Annotated in this window: 11 protein-coding genes, 1 tRNA gene and 1 pseudogene; 4 read left to right on the forward strand and 9 right to left on the reverse strand. The window is 73.6% G+C overall.

The window, feature by feature from the left end; genetic code table 11:
• The 5 genes from AC2CHG_RS21500 to AC2CHG_RS21520 form a co-directional block, all read right to left on the reverse strand.
• Positions 1–1950, reverse strand: a 1950-nt coding sequence (locus tag AC2CHG_RS21500) for a transglutaminase TgpA family protein (RefSeq protein WP_484525428.1), incomplete at its 3' end; no start/stop codon positions are given.
• The gene (locus AC2CHG_RS21505; RefSeq protein WP_262016228.1) at positions 1944–3098 is read right to left on the reverse strand and encodes a DUF58 domain-containing protein; all 1155 of its coding nucleotides are present in this window, start codon (positions 3096–3098) and stop codon (positions 1944–1946) included. The genes AC2CHG_RS21500 and AC2CHG_RS21505, both read right to left, overlap by 7 nt.
• A 2-nt stretch (positions 3099–3100) precedes the next feature.
• Entirely contained in the window at positions 3101–4096 is a 996-nt protein-coding gene (locus tag AC2CHG_RS21510) for an AAA family ATPase (protein ID WP_018787909.1), read from the reverse strand.
• A gap of 24 nt (positions 4097–4120) precedes the next feature.
• Positions 4121–6688 carry a fibronectin type III domain-containing protein gene (locus tag AC2CHG_RS21515; protein WP_484525434.1) on the reverse strand — a complete coding sequence of 856 codons (2568 nt, stop codon included), beginning with the start codon at positions 6686–6688 and terminating at the stop codon, positions 4121–4123.
• Between the two features lie 206 nt (positions 6689–6894).
• Positions 6895–7665, reverse strand: coding sequence for a hypothetical protein (locus AC2CHG_RS21520; protein WP_484525435.1), 771 nt, complete (start codon positions 7663–7665; stop codon positions 6895–6897).
• 382 nt (positions 7666–8047) lie between these two features.
• Here AC2CHG_RS21520 and AC2CHG_RS21525 point away from each other — a divergent pair, with 382 nt between their 5' ends.
• Positions 8048–9442, forward strand: a complete 1395-nt coding sequence (locus AC2CHG_RS21525) for a hypothetical protein (protein ID WP_484525429.1) — start codon at positions 8048–8050, stop codon at positions 9440–9442.
• A gap of 548 nt (positions 9443–9990) precedes the next feature.
• Here AC2CHG_RS21525 and AC2CHG_RS21530 read toward each other — a convergent pair.
• Positions 9991–10584, reverse strand: a pseudogene (locus AC2CHG_RS21530) (tetratricopeptide repeat protein); the annotation flags it as partial.
• A gap of 200 nt (positions 10585–10784) precedes the next feature.
• Here AC2CHG_RS21530 and AC2CHG_RS21535 point away from each other — a divergent pair.
• From AC2CHG_RS21535 to AC2CHG_RS21545, 3 genes are all read left to right on the forward strand, one after another.
• Positions 10785–10868, forward strand: a tRNA-Leu gene (locus AC2CHG_RS21535).
• A 375-nt stretch (positions 10869–11243) separates the two neighbouring features.
• The gene (locus tag AC2CHG_RS21540) at positions 11244–12425 is read left to right on the forward strand and encodes a hypothetical protein (RefSeq protein WP_484525430.1); all 1182 of its coding nucleotides are present in this window, start codon (positions 11244–11246) and stop codon (positions 12423–12425) included.
• A 7-nt stretch (positions 12426–12432) separates the two neighbouring features.
• On the forward strand, positions 12433–15264 hold the full coding sequence (locus AC2CHG_RS21545) for a hypothetical protein (protein WP_484525431.1): 2832 nt from the start codon (positions 12433–12435) through the stop codon (positions 15262–15264).
• A gap of 39 nt (positions 15265–15303) precedes the next feature.
• On the opposite strand, the gene AC2CHG_RS21550 is transcribed toward AC2CHG_RS21545, so the two are convergent.
• From AC2CHG_RS21550 to AC2CHG_RS21560, 3 genes are read right to left on the reverse strand one after another with little or no spacing between them, the layout of a single operon-like run.
• A complete protein-coding gene (locus tag AC2CHG_RS21550) occupies positions 15304–16737 on the reverse strand; it encodes a GH1 family beta-glucosidase (RefSeq protein WP_484525432.1) in 1434 nt (477 codons plus the stop codon).
• A complete protein-coding gene (locus tag AC2CHG_RS21555) occupies positions 16734–17633 on the reverse strand; it encodes a carbohydrate ABC transporter permease (RefSeq protein WP_484525433.1) in 900 nt (299 codons plus the stop codon). The genes AC2CHG_RS21550 and AC2CHG_RS21555 overlap by 4 nt, the downstream gene beginning before the upstream one ends.
• 10 nt (positions 17634–17643) lie before the next feature.
• The gene (locus AC2CHG_RS21560) at positions 17644–18576 is read right to left on the reverse strand and encodes a carbohydrate ABC transporter permease (protein WP_030500465.1); all 933 of its coding nucleotides are present in this window, start codon (positions 18574–18576) and stop codon (positions 17644–17646) included.
• Positions 18577–18656 lie beyond the last annotated feature (80 nt).

Raw genomic sequence — 18656 nt, forward strand, 5'->3', positions numbered from 1 at the left:
GTGGAGCCGGTTCGTCGCCCTCAACGAGGTCGGCGGCAGCCCGGCCCACTTCGGTGTGCCCCCGGCCGAGCTGCACCGCTTCGCCGCCAGCACCGCACCGACCAGCAACGCCAGCCCGCCGACACCGCCACCGACCAGCACCGGCGTCCCGAGCCCGCCCTCGGCCCGGCCGGGTGCTGGTGCGGCGGCCGGGGGAGTGGCGCTCGGCTCCTCGGTGGGCGCCGGCACCTCCGACGGCGGCGGGTCCTCCGGCTGCGGCCGGAAGTCCTCCTCCACCGGGCGGGGCTCCTCATCAGGACGTGGCATCGGGTCGAACGGCACCCAGCCGACGCCGTCGAACAGCACCTCCGGCCAGGCGTACGCGTCGGCGGCCCGCACCGGACCGTCGCCCTTCGGCTCGAACCCGACCACCACCCGGGTCGGCAGGCCGGCGAGGCGCCCGAGCACCGCGAACGCGGCGGCGAACTGCTCCGAGGTGCCCCGCTGCCCGCCGCCGTTGCGCGGTCCGAACAGGAAGAACGCCAGGTTCGGGTACGCGTGCCCGCTGGGCGCGTCGGCTGTCACCCGGTAGTGCTCGGCGAGGAACGTGGCGATCGCGTCGGCGCGCGCGTACGGGGCGCCGTTCGACTCGGCGAGCTGGGTGGCGAGCCGGCGCATCGGCTCCGGCGCCCCGTCGGCCACCCGCAGCACCCGGGCCACCTCGTCCCCGGCGGGCACGTTCGCCGTGGGCAGCAGGTTCGCGTCCGGGCGCTCCCGCACCGACGACACCTCGTACCGCAGCCCCGGCGCGAGCCCTTCCGGGCGGATCAGCGTCCCGGTCGCCGGGTCGTACGCCACCCGTGCTCCGGTCACCTCGCGCGGCGTGGGCACCGCCGGCAGCAGCCGCCCGGTCAGGTCGCCGACGGTGATCTCCTGACGCACCTCCTCGGTGGCCGCGTCCGGGGCCGGCTCCGCGGCGGGCAGGATCCGCCCCGCGTTGCGGTACGTGGCACCGACCCGCCAGGTCACCCCGTCGTAGTCGCTGACCACCGCCAGCCGGATCCGCGGCGACCCGTCCCCGGCCGCGCCCCCTGTGGTGCGCACGTCGAGCAGCCGCTGGTCCGGGTTCAGCGCCCACCCGGAGATCCGGATCAGTGGGTTCTCGTCCAGCGACTCCACCCGGGGCGGCTCCACGTAGCGGCGCGGGTCGACCGGCCGCTCGTCGACCTGGGCGGCCACCACCGGGGCGAGCAGCGCCGCCAGCGCCACGACCACGGCGAGCCCGGCCGCGCTCGCCGACACCAGCCGCAGCCGTACCGCCGCGCGTACCGCAGGAGTGAGGCCGGCGACCGGATCGGGTGCCGGGCCGTCGCGGCGCCCGGGCGTCGCCAGGCCGGCCGCCGCGACCGCGGCGAACAGCACCGTCGGGCCGATCGCCGGATCCGCGTTCGGCCCGACCACGTAGAGCGCGCCGACGTACAGCAGCGCCGGCGGCAGGTAGCCCAGCAGCAGCCGCCCGGCGCGCAGCGCCACCTCGGCGGCGGTCAGCCCGGCCAGCCACGCCGCGACCACCGGGACCAGCACCGTGTCCGGGGCCGGCTCGACCGGGATCATCGCGGTGAGCAGCCGGGGGATCGCGTTGCGGGCCGCGTCGGCGGCCACCTCGCCGAGCCCGCCGGGCAGCGCCGCGTGCGCGGCGGCCAGCCGCAGCGACAGCAGCGTCCACCCGGTCAGCGCGGCCACCGACAGCGGCGCGACCAGCCAGGACGGCAGCCGCCTCGCGGCCACGCTGACCAGCACCGACCCGGCCGCCGCGCCGGCCATGAGCCGGGTGAGCAGCGGGTCCGCGTACACCCGGCCCAGCACCACGCCGGCGAGCGCGACAAGCACGATCAGCGCGGCCGGCACCGGCACGGCCCGCAACGCCCGGACCGCCCGCTCAGCCGCCTGCGTCCGCGGCGGCGTCACCACCGGCGGACCCCGTCCCACTCGGCGGCGAACGCCGCGCCGTCCGCGGCGTCCAGGACCGTGAGGCCCGCCGCGCCGGCCGCGGTCGGCCCGTCCGCGCCGAACATCCCGACCACCACCGACGGGTACGCGCCGCGCAACGCGCCGACGTGCCCCAGGTCGCCGCGGCCACCCGGCCCGGTCAGGAACACCAGCGTGTCGCCGAGCCGGTCCCGGCGCAGCCGCCCGGTCGCGGCGGGCAGCACGTCCGGTCCGGCGTCCGCCAGCTCCACGGCGGCGAGCCGGTCCAGCGGCCCGGCCGCGCCCGCGGGCTCCACCTCGGCCGGTACGACGAGCAGCAGCTGCACCGGCAGGTCCTCCCGCACCGCGGCGGCCACCACCGACGCGGCCGCCTCGCACGCCGACTCGAACGACTCCGCGACACCACCCGCGCGGCCCGGATGCGCGGACGCCCGGTTGTCCAGCACCACCACCAGGCGCGGCAGGCTGGTGTCCACGTTCTCCCGCACCATCAGCTCACCCACCCGGGCGCTGGTGCGCCAGTGCACGCGGCGCAACTCGTCGCCCACCACGTACTCCCGCAACGAGTCGAACGTGATCGACCCGTGCGGCACGCTGTCGGTGCGCCCGTCCAGGCTGCGCCCGGCCCCCGTGGGCACCGCGGAGAGCGGGTGAATGCGCGGATGCACCCACACCGGCACCGTGCCGCCGTAGCCGCGCGCCAGCGCCACCAGCCCCAGCGGATCCCGGCGCACCACCCGCAGCGGCCCCACCGGCACCACCCCACGCCGGTGCGTCGGCACGTCGTAGCGCACCACAGTGTCCCGGCCCGGGCGCAACCGCAGCAGCGGCACCGGCACGAGCGCGCCGGCGCAGCGGTCCTCGGCCACCAGGTTCGCCGCCCGCAGCCGGCCGGTGTTGCGCACCGTCAGCTCCATCGCCGCCGGCTCACCCCGGGCCACCCGGTCCGGGTCGGCCCGCCGCTGAACGCTCAGCCGGGGCCGCCAGGCCGCGTTCACCACGGCGTAGCCGACCGCCACCGCGGCCGCCGCGCCGAGCACCGTCAGTTCCGGGTACGCGTAGCGGAACCCCACGCCGAGCAGCACCAGGGCGGCGACGAGCAGCCCGATGCCACGGGCGGTGATCCCCACGCTCAGCCGTGCACCGCTGTGGCCTGGCCCGACGGCAGCGGCACCGGCACCGACGCGACCGCCTGACGCAGCACCTCGGCCGGCGTGACACCGCGCACCTGCGCATCAGGGGTGAGCAGCAGCCGGTGCGCGAAGACCGGCTCGACGAGCGCCTTCAGGTCCTCCGGCATGATCCAGCCCCGGCCGTCGATCAGCGCGTACGCGCACGCCGCCCGGGTCAGCGCGATGACCCCGCGCGGGCTCACCCCGACCCGCACCTGCGGGTGGGTACGCGTCGCCGCGGCGAGCCGCACCGCGTACGCGTAGAGCGGCTCGGCGATGTGCACCCGCCGGGCCATCTTCACCATCTCGCCCACGGTGGCGGTGTCGGTGACCGCGGTCAGCGAGTCGGGGGAGCGGACCGTCGCGCCGCGCAGCACCTCCACCTCGACCGCCTCGTCCGGGTAGCCGACCGACAGCTTCACCAGGAACCGGTCGAGCTGGGCCTCGGGCAGCCGGTACGTGCCGTCCATCTCCACCGGGTTCTGCGTGGCCACCACCAGGAACGGCTGCGGCACCGGATGCCGTACGCCGTCCACCGTGACCGTCCGCTCCTCCATCACCTCCAACAGCGCCGACTGCGTCTTCGGCGACGCCCGGTTGATCTCGTCGGCGATCACGATGTTGGCGAACACCGGCCCCGGGTGGAACTCGAAGCCCCGGCTGGCCTGGTTGAAGATGGTCACCCCCGACACGTCGGAGGGGAGCAGGTCCGGCGTGAACTGGATGCGCCGCCACTGCCCCTTCACCGTCGCCGCGATCGCCCGCGCCAGCGTGGTCTTGCCGACGCCCGGCACGTCCTCCAGCAGCACGTGCCCCTGCGCGAACAAGGCGGTCAACGCCAGCCGCACCACCTGCGGCTTACCCAGCACGACCGCGTTGACGTTGTCGGCCAGCCGGGCGGCCAGGGCGGCGAAGCCCTGCACCTCCGGCTGGCTCAGCGGTTCGTGCGTGTTCACGGATGCGCCTCTCGGACGGTGCGGTCAGCAGCCAGGCAGGACGCCGAGGTCGTCGCCGCCCTCCAGGTTGAGCCAGGCCCACGGGATGTACGTCTTGCCCTTGTAGTCCACCTGGACCCACCAGGTGCTCTGCTTGTTGTTGTTGTAGATCCAGGCGTTGACGTCCTCGCCCTTCACCTTGCAGTACGTGCGCAGCCGGTGGCCGTCCGGCACCCAGCCCGCCTGCCGGTCGTTGTCCTGCCGCGGCACCTCGAAGATCTCGTTGCCGTTGCGCTCGCCGGGGATCTCCCGGTCGCAGTACGTCCGCTGGTCGCCGTCGGGGCCGTTCTTGCAGGTGGCGACGCCGTACACCGGGTCGGTGGTCTGCGCGCGCGAAGCGGTCCCCTTACCGGCGGCGTTGCTCGCGGTCAGCGTCACCGTGTACGCGGTACCCGGCGTCAGCCCGGTCACCCGCAGGCTGGAACAGCTGCCGCTCGCCGTCTTCCCGCCGGTCGCCGCCGTGCAGGAGGCGCGCCCACCGCCCGCGTCCACAGTGAACGTGACGGTCACCGACGTGGCGTCCGCCGACGAGCCGGTCACCGTGATCCGGGGCTCGGCCACCGTTCGCGCGGTGGTGCTCGCCTCCGGTCCCGGCCCGGCCTCGTTCACGGCCTTGACCTTCACCGTCACGTTCTGCCCGTTGCCCAGGCCGCCCACGGTGGCCTGCACGTCGGTCACCTCGACCGACTTTCCGGCCGCCTCCACCACGTACTTCGTCACCGGACGGCCGTTGTCCACCGCCGGGGACCACTGCACCGCGATCGTGCCCGGCTGGTCGGCGACTGTGGACGCGCGCAGCTCGGTCGGCGCCTTCGGCACGGTGAACGGCACCACCGTGTTGCTCACCGGCGACGCCTTCGACCCGGCGCCCTTCTCGCTCACCGCGGTCACCGTGAACGCGTACTGGGTGCCGTACTCCAGCTGCCCGGCCGGCACCACCAGCTCCGTCTTCGCCGACTCACCGGCCGGGGCGCTCGCACCCGCCGAGGTCGCCGTCACCGCGTACCTCGCGATCGTGTTGCCCTGGCCGTCGGCCTCGGGCCAGCTCACCCGCACCGTGCCGTCCGGCCGCGCCTCGGCGGTCACCGACGCCGGCGGGTCCGGCACCTCGGCGGTCGGCACCACCGGGTTGCTGCGCCGCGCCGGCCCCTCACCCTTGGCGTTCACCGCGTGCACCGAGAACGTGTACGTCTCACCGTTGGTCAGACCGGTGATCTCCAGGGCACGCTGGTTCGCGCCGACCTGATGGGTCTGACCGGCGCCCTCCACCACGTACCGGGTGATCTCGGCGCCGTTGGACGCGGCGGCCTGCCAGCTCACCCGCGCCGACGCGTCACCCGCGGCGGCCGTGACCGACTTCGGCGCACCCGGCTTGGACACCTTCGGCTTCTTCGGCGGGGGCGGCGGCGGGGCCACCGGCGGCGGGTCGCCGCCCAGCACGTCGTTGGCGTACTTGTCGACCTCACGCACCTGGTTGCGGTCGTCGACCACCTGCGCGGTGGACGAGTCCGGCGGGTTGATGAACAGGTGGTTCTCGCGCACCTCCAGCTCGACCGGGCCGGGCCGGCCGGAACCCTTGACGGTCTGCACGAGCTGACCCTCGGCGTCGAAGGCGTACACCGTGCCGGTGGTCTCGTCGGCGCAGTAGAACCGGCCCGCCCACGCCACCGCCGGGCTCAACCGGACACCGGCGCCGGGCACCGTGAACCGCTTCACCTCGCGGCTGTCCCGCACCACGTGCACCGACCTGTCACCGGGGACCGTGACCGGCACCTGCGGCCCGCTGGTCCGCGTCGGCAGGTTCCCCGGCGCGCTCATGCTCAGCTCCGCCCGCTGCGTCTGCCCGCCGACCACAGTCACCAGCGACGCCGAGGTCCGGTCCAGCACCGCGACACCCTCGTCCAGCGTGGACACCACCAGCTCGTGCGCCGGCTCGGCCACGTCGTACGTCTCGACCCGCTTCGGGCTCAGCCCCGCGGACGGCGCGTCACCCGGCGTCTCCGGCAGCTCGGCGGCGGTCACCGCCGAGACGGTGCCCTCGCTCGGCACCGCGACCCACAGCTTGCCGGCGCCGTCGAACGTGCCACCGGTGATGCCCGGCGGGTAGCGCACCGGCTCGCCCACCGGCGTCAGCGCCCGCGGGTCCAGCTGCCGGACGATGCCCTGCACCGCGTCCACCACGAACGCCGCGTCCTCGTGCAGCGCCACGCTCACCCCGAACCCCGGCGCGGTCGGCGTCGTCGCGGTGATCTGCAACGTCGCCAGGTCCAGCGAGCTGACCTGCCCGGTGTTGAGGTCACGCAGGATCAGCAGCCGGTCGGTCTGCGCCACCTGCATCTGGTGCCGCCGCCCACCCGGCACCTCCATCCGGGTGTCCACCCGCGCGGTGACGCCGTTGACCCGGGCCAGCTCGCTGCGGGTGGTGCTCCACAACCAGGAGGACGCGTCGAAGCTCGCCACCGCGTTGTCGGCCGCGCCCAGCCCGAGCACCGTCAGGCCCATCGCGGCCAGCAGCGCGGCCACCGTGCCGATGGTGACCAGCCCGCCGCGCATCCGCGACCGTGGACGAGCCTGCTCCGGCCCGGTGCCCGTGACGTCCTCGATGGTGGTCACTGCCGGCTGCCTCCCCGTGTCGGTGGGGGAGAGACGCCGAGCACGGCCGACCCTCCCCAGAGCCGGGAGCCATCATAGGTGCCGCCCGAAGCCGGTGAAACCCGCACCGTCCTCCTGTGGACACCGAGCGTGTCGTCCGTGGACACTCAGTTCGGCGTGCCGCCGCCCTCCCGGTCCGTGCAGACCTGACCCGACGTGGCGTACGAATCGGTCGAGTAGACAGCCAGCACCGTGAAGCAGTAGTCCAGCTTCGCGCTCAGCCCGTTCACCGTGTAGCGGGTCTGCCCGGCATCCACGGTCGCCATCACCCCGAGCTTCTGCCCGGCCCGGCCACCCGCCACCACGAACGGCACCCCGCCGTTCGTCGGATCGGTCCAGGTCACCGTGACTGTGGTGGTGTCGTCGCGCAGCTTCAGGTCCCCCGGCGGCGGCCCGGCCACCTTCGGCGACGCGGCGCCGGAAGCGGGCACCGGGGCAGGCGGAGGCGCCGCCTCCCGGTTCAGCAACACCGCGCCGACACCGACCGCCGTGACCACCGCGAGCACCGCACCCCCGACCACAAGGGCCAGCACCGTCCGGTTGCGACCCGGCCGCTCCGGCTCCATCGGGTACGCGTCCTGCGGCTGGACCGGCGGCGGCTGGTGGAACATCGGCGGGGTCGCCGGCCAGGCGCTCTGCTCCGGCTGGGCCGGCGGCTCCGGTCGCGTGGACTCGGGGAAGTCCAGCAGGTCCTCGTAGATCGTCATCTGCCGGTTCGGCTCCGGCGCCTCCGCGTCCGGTTCGCCTGCCGCGTCGGCGGGTGCCGGCTCGTCCACTCCCGGTTCGGGATCGGTGGGCCGGTCGACCGGCTGGGACGGGGCGGCGCTGCTCCACGGCGGCGCGACCATGCCCCACGGCGGTACGGAGGAACCGCTCACGGGCGCGGCGCTGACCGGTGCCGCGGGTGGTCCGCTGACCGGCGGCGGATAGCCGGGCCCGGGTGGCGCGCTGACCGGCGGGCCCGGAGGGCCGCTGACGGGTGGCGCGGGTGGTGCGCCGGCCAGCGACGGGTAGCCGGGCGCGGATGGCCCGCTGATCGGCGGCGGATAGGCGGGTGCGGGTCCGCTGGCCGGTGGCGGGTAGCCCACGGCCGGTGCGGCGCTGACCGGCGCGGCGGACGGGCCGCTTACTGGTGGCGGGTAACCGCTTACCGGAACCCCGCTTACCGGGAAGCCGGCCGGTCCGCTGACCGGGTGTGCGGGCGGCGCGCTGACCGGCGACGTCGAGGGTGACCCGACGGGCGGCGCGCTGACCGGCGCAGTGCTGGCGGGCGGTGCGCTGACCTGGGACGCGGCGGGCGGCGGTGGCGCGTCTGTTGCCGGGGCACCGGCGGTGGGCGCGCCCAGGGTGCTCGGCGCACCCGACGATGGCGCGCTCAGCTGCATCACGCTCGCGGCAGCGTCACCGTCACCCGTAGCCGGCGGGCTCATCAGCGGCGCACTCACCACAGGCGCCCCGGACGAGGCGGCCTGGGCCGGGCCGGCGGGCGATGCGCTGATCGGCGGTGAGTCCTCGGACCGTCCGCTGACCGGAGGGCTGCTGACCGGTCGTGCACCGGCTGGGGTCTCGCTGGCGGCGCCGGTCGCCGCGGGCCTGGCCGGGGCTCCGGGAGCCGCCGCCGCGGCGTTGCGCGCCGCCTCCTCTTCCAGCAGCGGACCGATCTGCTGCACCTGGATCGTCGGCTTGTCCCAGCCCGGTCCACCGGGAACAGGAGGTGTCGTACCCCGGCCGGAAGCGTTCGTGCCGGTGCCGGCCGTCAGCTCCGCGGCAGGCTGTGGGGGAGCGGTTGCCTCGGCCGTCGGAGTCGCCCGGGGCCCGGGCGCCGGTCGGGGCGAAACAGGTGCGGAGGGCGGCGTCGGTGCGGTGGCAGCAGCCGGCGCCGATTCGGCCACCGGCTGGGAGGCGGGCGCCGGTGGCGCCGCCGAGGCCGGAGGGGTGAGCGGTGGCGGAGCGGACGGGGACGACACCGGCGGGACAACCGGAACGACTGGTGGTGGAGGTAGGTCGCTGACTGCCGGAGCCGGCACGCGCGGCGCGGGCGGCAGGACGGTCGGAGGCGGCGGCAGGAGTCCCGCCGAAGGCGTCCGTGACGGTGGCGGGGTGATCGCGGCGGGCGGCGCCTCGGTGACCGTCGGGGCGGGCGGCGGAATGACCGGCGGGGGTGAAAGTGGAGACGTGCCGGCGGTTCCCGGCATCCGCGGCGGCGGCAGCGGGGGCATGCCGGTAGTTCCGGGCACCTGTGACTGCGGTTGCGGCGTACCGGCCGTGCCCGGCTGCGGGCGCGACAGCGGCGTACCGGCGGCGCCAGGCGTCGGCGGCACTGCAGGCGTAGGAGTGGCGCTCGGCGCCGGCGCCGACACGGGCGCGATGTGCTTGCCGGTAGGCGAGGACGTCGGGCCGGGAACGGAAGGCGCTGTCGGCTGTCCGGGCACCGACGTTCCGACCGCCGGAATCCTCGTCGGCGTTCCGACCGTCGGTGCTGTGGTCGGCGCTCCGGAAGCCGTCGCGGGTGTTCCCGGTGTCGGGCCGGACGTCGACGTACCGGCGGTGGCCGGGTGCGAAGGCGTGCCGGGGGTGAGGGGCGGCACCGGGGTCACACCGGGAGCGGCGGCCGGTCGGCCGTACGTCGCGGGCGACGCTTGGGGGACACGCTGAGCCGGGGGAACCGGGATGACGCCCTGGGCCGGAGGCACCGGGAGGACACCGGGAACCTGCGCCGCTGTTCCGGCAACCGGTGCCCTCGCCGGGGCGGTGGGTTCGACCGGCACTACCGGGAAGCGGGTCGTCGCCTCATCCGTGATGGGCGCGAACCGCGTCGTCGCCTCCTCGGTGATGGGCGCGAACCGGGTCGTCGCCTCCGAGACAGGCGGCGAGGGCGGCGCCCACCGACTCGCGGGTCCGTTCGGCCCGGCTGCGGGAGGCTGCTGCCGCGGGGCAGGCGCCACCGGGGGCGGCGGAGCGACCCGCGGGTTCGGCGCGGACTGAGCCGGCTGCGGGGCGTGGGGCGCTTGCGGTGCCGGGCCCGGGCGGGGAGCCCACTGTGAATCGGGTACCGGCGGACTCGCGGCGGGTACACCCGGGACGACGGGCCGAGGCGGTGCGGGCGGGTGCGGGGGTGTGACCGCTCGCAGCGAGACGGTGGGCTCGGACACTCCGTGACCGGGGTACCCGGAGGAGACGGGACCGGGTTGGCCGGGCCGGACCGGACCGGGGCTTGCGGGCGGGCCCTGGTTCGGATGCCGGGGCAGGGACTGATCGGGGTGCCCGGGACGGCCCGGAGTGGGGTAGCCGGGCAGGGGCGGAGCGGGGTGCGGTCCGGCAGCGGCGGCGGAGCCGCCGGGGGAGGGGCCATAGCCTGCGGGAGCGGCGGCGGAGCCGCCGAGGTACTGGCGGGCTGCGCGTACCGCGGGGTGGTCCGGACCGAGCACGGCGGACCCGGCGGTCGCCACGCGGCTGTAGTTGCGGCGGGCCTCGTGCCGGTTGCCCAGCTCCTCGGACACCCCGGCGAGGTCGAAGCTGAGCGCGAGCATCAGCGGGTCGGCCTCGCCGCGGCGGCGCTCGCCGGCCGCGTAGGCCTCTTCGAGTACGCGGCGGGCGGCGGCCGGGTCGTCGGCCTCGCGGTGCAGCCGGGCCAGCAGGTGACCGGTGGCCAGGACGTCCTGGTGGTCCTCGCCGTACGCCGGGCGGGCCGCGACGATCGCGTCGGCGAGCAGGCGGCGGGCGCTTGTCAGGTCACCCGCGGCGCGCAGCGCGAGGGCCTGGTGTTGAGTGGCGATCAACGGGGAGGGGTGGGACACGTGAGCAATGCTGCCCGGAATCGCCTGTTGCGCGCTACCCACCCGATCGTTGTGGCCGTTGACCTGCGCAAACGTGCCGCGATGGAGCTGATGTGCATGATCGTTCTGGGCCGTGTACAGTAATGCCCCGTGCGGCCCGCCAGGCCGACCGATGCGGTGCGTAGCTCACATTGGTCGACCGGGTAGGCTGGTACGTGCAGGTCCGGGTGGCGGAATGGCAGACGCGCTAGCTTGAGGTGCTAGTGCCCGTATAGGGCGTGGGGGTTCAAGTCCCCCCTCGGACACGACCCATAGGCCCACGGTGTGCGCTGAGATCGGTTTCAGCGTGCACCGTTTGCGCTTCAGGGTGGTATGTCAGTCGCAGGCCGAGCTGGCGGTAGACCTCGGCTTTGTCGGCGGGGTCCGCGTCGCGGAGCGCGGTGACGATGTTCCCCAAGGGCCCCGACCAGCGTGGTGATCTCCGCCTGGGTCATCCGGCGTGGTGCGGCGGAGCTCCCGGCGTGCAGCTCGGATTCGGCTCGGGTCCGTTCGGCCTGGGTTTGGGCTATCCATTTACTGACAATCGACTCACCGAGCGGCGGCATAGGTCGGATCCTTGATCTGGCAGGGATCGGGTTCACGACTGCCGCGGGTGACCGAGGGCTCCTACGCTGAAATTCGTGGAAGATGTCGATGACGCCCGCGAGCTCGTTGAGCAGCGGATGCGCGCCACGGGGTTCGAGGAGGACATCCTCGACAAGGTCTTGGATCTGCTGGAACGCTTCGACACCGATCGGGAGAAGCTGTTCGAGGAGATGCTCTCCAAGCTGGAGCAACCGGGCTATGACGGCCTGACCGACCGGTGGGAGACCAACTGCGAGCAGGCCGAGGCGCTGATGGAGCGCCTCGAATCGGACATCCGGTCGGTGCTGGAGGACAGCCAGGCCAACGCGATGTCCGTCGACGAACGGTGGACCGCGGTCGGCCCGCGTGACTTCCTCGCCGGGGAGCGCAAGATCTGGGCGCAGGTCGCCCGGCTCGACGTCCCCGAGGTCGCCACGCTGATGAGCAAGGTCCTGGAGGCCGACCTCGCGCTCATCAAGAAGTGCGAGGAGGACCTCAAGAACGCGCGCAGCAACGACGCGATCGTCGAGCAGCTGCTCCTCAAGAACTTCGGCTCCATCCAGGACACGGTCAAGAGCCTGCTCGTCAAATACCTCCCGACCTCGGGCGCCCGCCTGATCGTCCTCATCATGAAGGACCCGTCGTCCAAGGAAGCCGCCAACGAGGCGATCAAGAACTTCGAGAAGCTCACCGCGGAGAACCTCATGGCGGCCAAGCAGAAGCGTGCCGCGAAGCAGACGGTGGTCGACAACATCAAGCTGCTGACCGCGGCCCGCGAACAGCTCGACGAGGACTGGATCGACAAGCTCTTCGCCCGCGGCGCCGAGGCGGCGGGGAACTGGCGCGGCATCGGCGCGTCCGGCGACTACCGGGCCACCGACTGGGACTGGATGAAGGAGAACGTCCTCGACCGAGGGCTCGACACGCGGGCCGAGGCGGCCAAGGAGCAGTCCAGCAAGCTCTACGACGAGCTCTTCCCCACGCTCGTGCAGGAGAGCACCAACGCCTTCGCCCAGCTGACCGATGATCCGGGCACGCTGGCGAAGTTCAACGAGGAGCTGAAGAAGGCCTCGGAATCCCTGGAGTCGCTGCTGGCGACCGAGGAGGAATATGTCAAGGACCTGGCCGAGGGACCTACAAGCAGACGGGCCTCGCCGCGTTCGCACAGGTCAGAGACGCGGTCAAGGCGGGCTTCAAGCTGCTCGCGGACAAGACGGAGGAAGCCGACGACGAGGTGAAGAAGTCATGACCGACCTCTTCGTCGCGGCGGGCCGCCCGGCCGGCGACGGCACCCGGGCCCGGCCGTTCCACGACCCGTGGCTCGCGCTGCGGCAGGCTGCGCCCGGCGACCGCATCCACATCGCGGCGGGCACCTATACCGGGCGCGGCGAGCGCTCCTCGTGGGTCGTCGACACCCCCGAGCTGACCCTGCTCGGCGGATACAGCCCCGACTTCGCCCGCCGTACCCCCTGGCAGACACCGACGGTCTTCGCGGCAAAGACCGGCCTGCGCGTCCCGAACGAGCCGAACATGCTCCAGGGCATCGGCGGCCACGACGGCCTCGTCCTGGACGGGCTGTTCTTCGACGGGGCCGGGCGCGACGACTACGACGAGCAGGGCGGCCTGCAGCGCGCCTCCTACGGGGACGGCCCGCTGGTGAGCCTGCGCGGCGAGCGCGTCACCGTCCGCGACTGCTGCTTCGCCAACGGCAGCTCCGGGGCCGTCGAGCTCGGCGGCGACTCCGTGGCCTTCGAGAACAACATCGTCGTCAACTGCGTCGGCCTCAGCCTGCTCACCGTCCGCGACGGTGCCCCCGAGACCCCGGCCGCGGTCAGCCGCAACACCTTCGCCTTCGCCCACGACGACTCCGACCCGCCGCGCGGCTCCGGCGCCGACCGGGCCGTCGGCGTACGGGTCAACGGCGCTGCCGCGATCGCCGACAACGTGTTCGTCGGCTGCGGCAACGCGGCCGTCGCCTGCCTGCGCGACGTCGGGCAGATCGCCATCGACCGCAACCTGTTCTTCGCCACACCGCGCGACATCGTGCGCAGCCGGGTGTCGGGCGCGGAGGCCGAGCTCACCGAGGAGTACGCCGCGGAGCTCGAAGACGTCGGCCTGCGCTCGGCGGCCGGCAACACCGTCGGCGACCCACAGCTGACCGGGCTCCCGGCGGCGTGGCTCGACACGTACACGGTGGACGTCGCCGTCACGTACGAGCGCCCGCCGATCGCCGCCCTCAACGCGCTGCGGAAATCGGCCGGCCTCGGCGAGCTGCCGTCCACATCAGACCGTGATGTTCAGCGGCCCGTCATGCGCCGGCTCGCCCCGGCCGAGGTGCTCGCCCTCGCGGTCGGCGCGGCGCCGGGCGCGCACCCCGCCGACCTGGCGGCGCCGGAGCCGTTCACCGAGCTCCCGGCCGGTCCGGCGTACCAGGCCGTCGACTGGGCGCGGCTCTACGAGGCCGACCCGGCGCTCGCCGGAGCCCCGGTGCAGGTGCGGGCCGGGGTCGGCTTCGACCAGAACACCCAGATCCTCCCCGAGCTCGCGGAGACGCACATCGGCGTCGCCGTCTACGAGCCCGGCACCGACAACAGCCCGTGGTGGGCGCTCGCCCCGCGCTACGGCCTCGTCCATCACCAGACTGAGGAGGCCGTACGGTATTCGCGCGGCCTCGACGTCGAGTCCACGTACCTGCTCCGCGGCACGTATCGCCTCACGCCGCCCGGCGGGCGTCAGAGCGCCACCATCGTCCTCCACTCCCTCGCGCCCGTGCTCGACGTCACGGCCCCCGAGCCGCCCCGGCCGGCCGGCCGCGACTGGTTCGTGCGGGCCGGATCCTCCGGCGGGGACGGCAGCCGCGAGGCGCCGTTCCGCGACCCGTTCCAGGCCCTCGAAAAGGCCGCCGAGGGCGACCGCATCCTCGTCGCCGCAGGTGAGTACACGGGCCGCCTGCGGTCGGGCACGTGGCGCATCCCCGTACGCAACCTGACACTGCTGGGCGGGTGGGACGCCGAGTTCGCCGCGCGCGACCCCTGGCGACACCCCGTGCGCTTCGTGCTCACTCCGGAGACCAAGGCGAAGGGCATCTTCGGCGATCCGGTGCTCACCGGCGAGGACTCGGGGGAGGGCCTCATCCTTGACGGGTTCGTGTTCGACGGGGCGACCTACAACGCGTACGCCGACAGCGGCGCCCTCGACGCGGGCCATTCCCAGTCGGCGGCGCTGCTCGACCTGCGCGGCGGCAGCGGCGGCATCACCGTGCGCAACTGCGTCTTCGCCAACGCGGCGTACTGCGCCGTGCAGCTCAGTGCGGCGTACGGGACGTTCGAGAACAACGTGGTCGTCAACACGAGCGGCACCGCCGTCCGTATCCAGGCACCCGGCGCGGGCCCCTGGACCATCCGCGGCAACACGGTCCTGTTCGCCGCCGACCCCACCGGCCGGGCGTCAACCGGGCAGTCCACGACCGGCTGCCTGCTGGACATCTCCGGCCGGGGTGTCATGCGGGTCGAGGCCAACGTGCTCGCCTTCGCCGACAGCATCGCAGTCCGCGCGACCGTGCCCGACCAGAACCTGCTGCTCGACGGGAACGTGCTCGCGGCCAACCTGTACGCCGACCTCCACGACGGCCGCCACGTGCTCGTCGACGCCGAGAACCGCGACCGGGTGTTCCGCGACGCCCCGTTCGGCGCTCAGACCGGAACCCGGTTCGAGCTGCCGGCGGTGCCGGTCGACGCCGCGTACGCCGACCAGGCCGTCGGCCGCCTCTCGGCGCTGGCCGCCGCGATGCCGAAGGACGGGCTCAACGCCGCCGCGGCGGCGCTCGGCGTCTCGATCACGGCGCCGAAGACGGAGGCACCCGTCGAGGCGGCGCCCCCGGAGCCGAAGACGGAACCGTCAGTGGCCGACCTGCTCGCGGACCTCGGCCGGGCCCGCAAGGCGTTCGAGGCGAAGGACGCGGCCCCGCCGGCCACAGACACTCCGCTGTACTGCCCGGTCTATCCGGTCGAGGCGGCGCTGAGGCTGGCCCTCGACGCCCCGCCAGGCGAACCCGGCGCCCACGCCCCGCCTTCATGATCGAAGAGCTTGTTCCGGCCACGAGCCGCGGGCGGCGCTTCAGGTGGAGGTGCGTTCCCGCCACGCCCGCAAGCGGTCACGCAGCCAGTGGTAGCTGGCCTTGGGCGTACGGGATCCGGTGCCGTAGTCGACGTGGGCCAGACCGAAGCGGGGCCCGTACCCGCGGGCCCACTCGAAGTTGTCGATGAGCGACCAGTAGAAGTACCCCCGCAGATCGAGCCGGTCGTCGACGGCGGCCGCACGGGCCGCCGCCGCCAGGTGCCCGGCCACGAACGAGATCCGTTCCGGGTCCGGCTCGGGTCCGTCCCGCAGGTCGGCGCAGCCGTTCTCCGTCACGTACACGGCAGGCAGGCCCGGGTAACGGTCCGCGAGCCCGGTCAGGGTGTCGAACAGCCCTTGCGGCTCCACCGGCCAGCCCAGGTCGGTGGTGGGCAACCCGTCCGGCCGTAGCTGCCGGACCCCGATGTCGAACGCGCTGCGCAGCGCCGGGTCGGGCTGCTCGTACGGGGCGTCGGCGACGTGCACCCGGTAGTAGTAGTTGACACCGAGGAAGTCCAGCGGCGTGGAGATCACCGCCAGGTCACCGTCCCGGCGGAACGACAGATCGCTCACCCCGGCGTAGAGCCGCTCGAACCCGGGCGGGTACGCGCCGCCCAGCACCGGATCCGTGAACTGCCGGTTGAGCATGAGGTCCTGCCGATCCGCCGCCGCCCGGTCGGCCTCGGTATCGCTGGCCGGCACGGCGGGGGAGAGGTTGAGCGTGATGCCGACGCGCGCCCGCGGGCCGGCGGCGGACCGGACTGCGGCGACCGCACTGCCGTGCCCGAGCAGCAGGTGGTGGGCGGCGGCCAGGGCACCATGTCCTTCGGCGGCGCCGGGCGCGTGCCGGCCCTCCGCGTAGCCGACCATCGACGAGCAGTACGGCTCGTTCAGCGTGATCCAGTCCTGAACCCGGTCGCCGAGGACGCCCGCCACCGCGGCGGCGTACTCGGCGAACCACTCGGCGGTGTCCCGTACCCGCCAGCCACCCTCGTCCTCGAGCGCCTGGGGCAGATCCCAGTGGTACAGCGTGACGAACGGCCGGATGCCGTGCCCGCAGAGGGCGTCGACGAGCCGGTCGTAGTAGTCGAGGCCTCGCCGGTTCACCGCGCCCCGCCCGGCCGGCATGACCCGTGGCCAGGCGACCGAGAAACGGTAGGCGTCCACGCCGAGGCCGGCCAGCAGGTCCACGTCCTCCCGCCAGCGGTGGTAGCTGTCACAGGCGACCGAGCCGGAGGTGCCGTCGTCGACGGCACCGGGGCGGCGGCAGAAGGTGTCCCAGATCGACGGCCCGCGGCCGTCCTCGTCGACCGCCCCCTCGATCTGGTACGCCGCGGTGGCGGCGCCCCAGCTGAAGCCGGCCGGCAGGTCCGGCAGCTCGGGCAGGTCCGGCCGGGTTGCGGCCGCGGCGGCGCCTTCGGATGTGGTGGTCATCCCTTCACCGCCCCCTGCATGATGCCGTCGACGAGCTGCCGGCCGAGGAGCATGAAGACGACCAGGATCGGCAGCGTGGCGAGCAACGTGCCGGTCAGCGTCAGGGTGTAGTCGGTGGTGTAGCCGCTGGCCAGTGCGGAGAGCGCCACCTGCACGGTCGCGTTGTCCTGCAGCACGACCAGCGGCCAGAAGAAGTCGTTCCACGCCTGCATGAAGGTGAACAGCCCGAGCACCGCCGCGGCGGGGCGGGCCGCCGGCAGGACGATGTGCCAGTACAGGCCGAACGTGCTGGACCCGTCGACGCGGCCGGCCTCCAGCAGTTCGTCGGGTACGGCGCGGCCGAGGTACTGGGTCATGAAGAAGACGCCGAACGCGGTTACCAGCCCGGGCACGATCACGGCGGTGAGGCGCCCGGTCCAGCCGAGGTCGGCCATCAGGATGTACAGCGGGATGATGCCGAGCTGGTGCGGCACCATCGAGGTCGCGATGGCCACGACGAGAAGCGCCTTTCGGCCTCGGAACCGCAGTTTGGCGAAGGCGAACCCGGCCAGGGTCGAGAAGAACACCACGGAGACGGTGATCGAGCCGCTGACGATGAAGGAGTTCACCAGGGCTCGGCCGAAGTCGGTCGTGTCGAACACGCGCGCGATGTTGTCGAAGAGGTGCCCGCCGGGCACCAGGGCCGGCGGCACCTTCGTGACGGCGTCGCTGGTCTGCGAGGACACGACGAGGGACCAGTAGAGCGGGAAGACCGACCCGGCCACGACCGCCAGGAGGGCGCCGTAGCTCCAGACCGAGCCCTTGCGTGGGTACCCGAAGCTCCGGCGCCGGTGGGACCGGCGTGGCGGCGGCGAGGGTGTGGTGCCGGTCTGTACGGGGTCCGCGAGGGTGGTCACGGCGTTCTCCTCAGTCCTCGTCCTTGGCGATGCGCCGGGTGAGCAGGAAGTTGATGATCGCGAAGATGGCGATGACCAGACAGAGCGTCCAGGCGACCGCCGAGGCGTAGCCGAAGCGGAACTCCCGGAACCCCTGCTCGTACATGAACAGGGCGACGGTCTGGAACTGCCGGTCGGAGCCGCCGGTGGGCGTCTGGGAGCTGGCGAACAGCAGGGGTTCGGCCATGATCTGCAGGCCGCCGATCGTCGAGATCACCGTGGTGAAGATGATCGTCGGCCGCAGCATCGGGACGGTGATCCGCCTGAACTGCTGAGCCTGCGACGCGCCGTCGAGGTCGGCGGCCTCGTACAGGTGGTGCGGAATCGCCTGCATCGAGGCGAGGTAGATGAGGGCGTTGTAGCCGGTCCACCGCCAGGCGACGATGAACGAGATGGCCAGGTGGGAGCTCCAGGTGTTGGCCTGCCAGTCGATCGGGCCGATGCCGACGAGGCCGAGTGCCCAGTTGACCATGCCGAAGTCGCGGCCGAAAAGCTGGGTGAAGACGATCGTCACCGCCACGATCGAGGTGACGTTGGGCAGCAGCACGCCCATCCGTAGCGCGGTGCGGGCCCGCAGCCGGTGGTTGAGCAGGTGGGCGATCCAGAGCGCGGCGAGCAGTTGCGGCACGGTGGACAGCACCCAGATGCTGAGTGTGTTGCCCAGGGCGTTCCAGAAGTACGCGTCCTGCAGCATCTCGCGGTAGTTCGCGAGGCCGACCCAGCGGTGCGACCCGGAGTCGAGCAGGTCCCAGTCATTGAACGAGACGTACGCCGTGTACAGCAGCGGGAACAGCCCGAACGCGCCGAACAGCAGGAAGAACGGCAGGATGTAGAGGTAGGGCGAGCCCTTGGTGTCGAGCCGGCTCAGGCCGGCCCGCCGGGCCTGGTGGAGGTAGGTGGCCATCGTCGATCCTTCGTCGCCGGGGGGCCGCCGGGGGGCCGGGGGGCCGGCCGCCGCGCGGGGGGGGGTTTATTTCGTCGGGG

The sequence above is a fragment of the Micromonospora sp. ATLC20 genome (assembly GCF_057196585.1).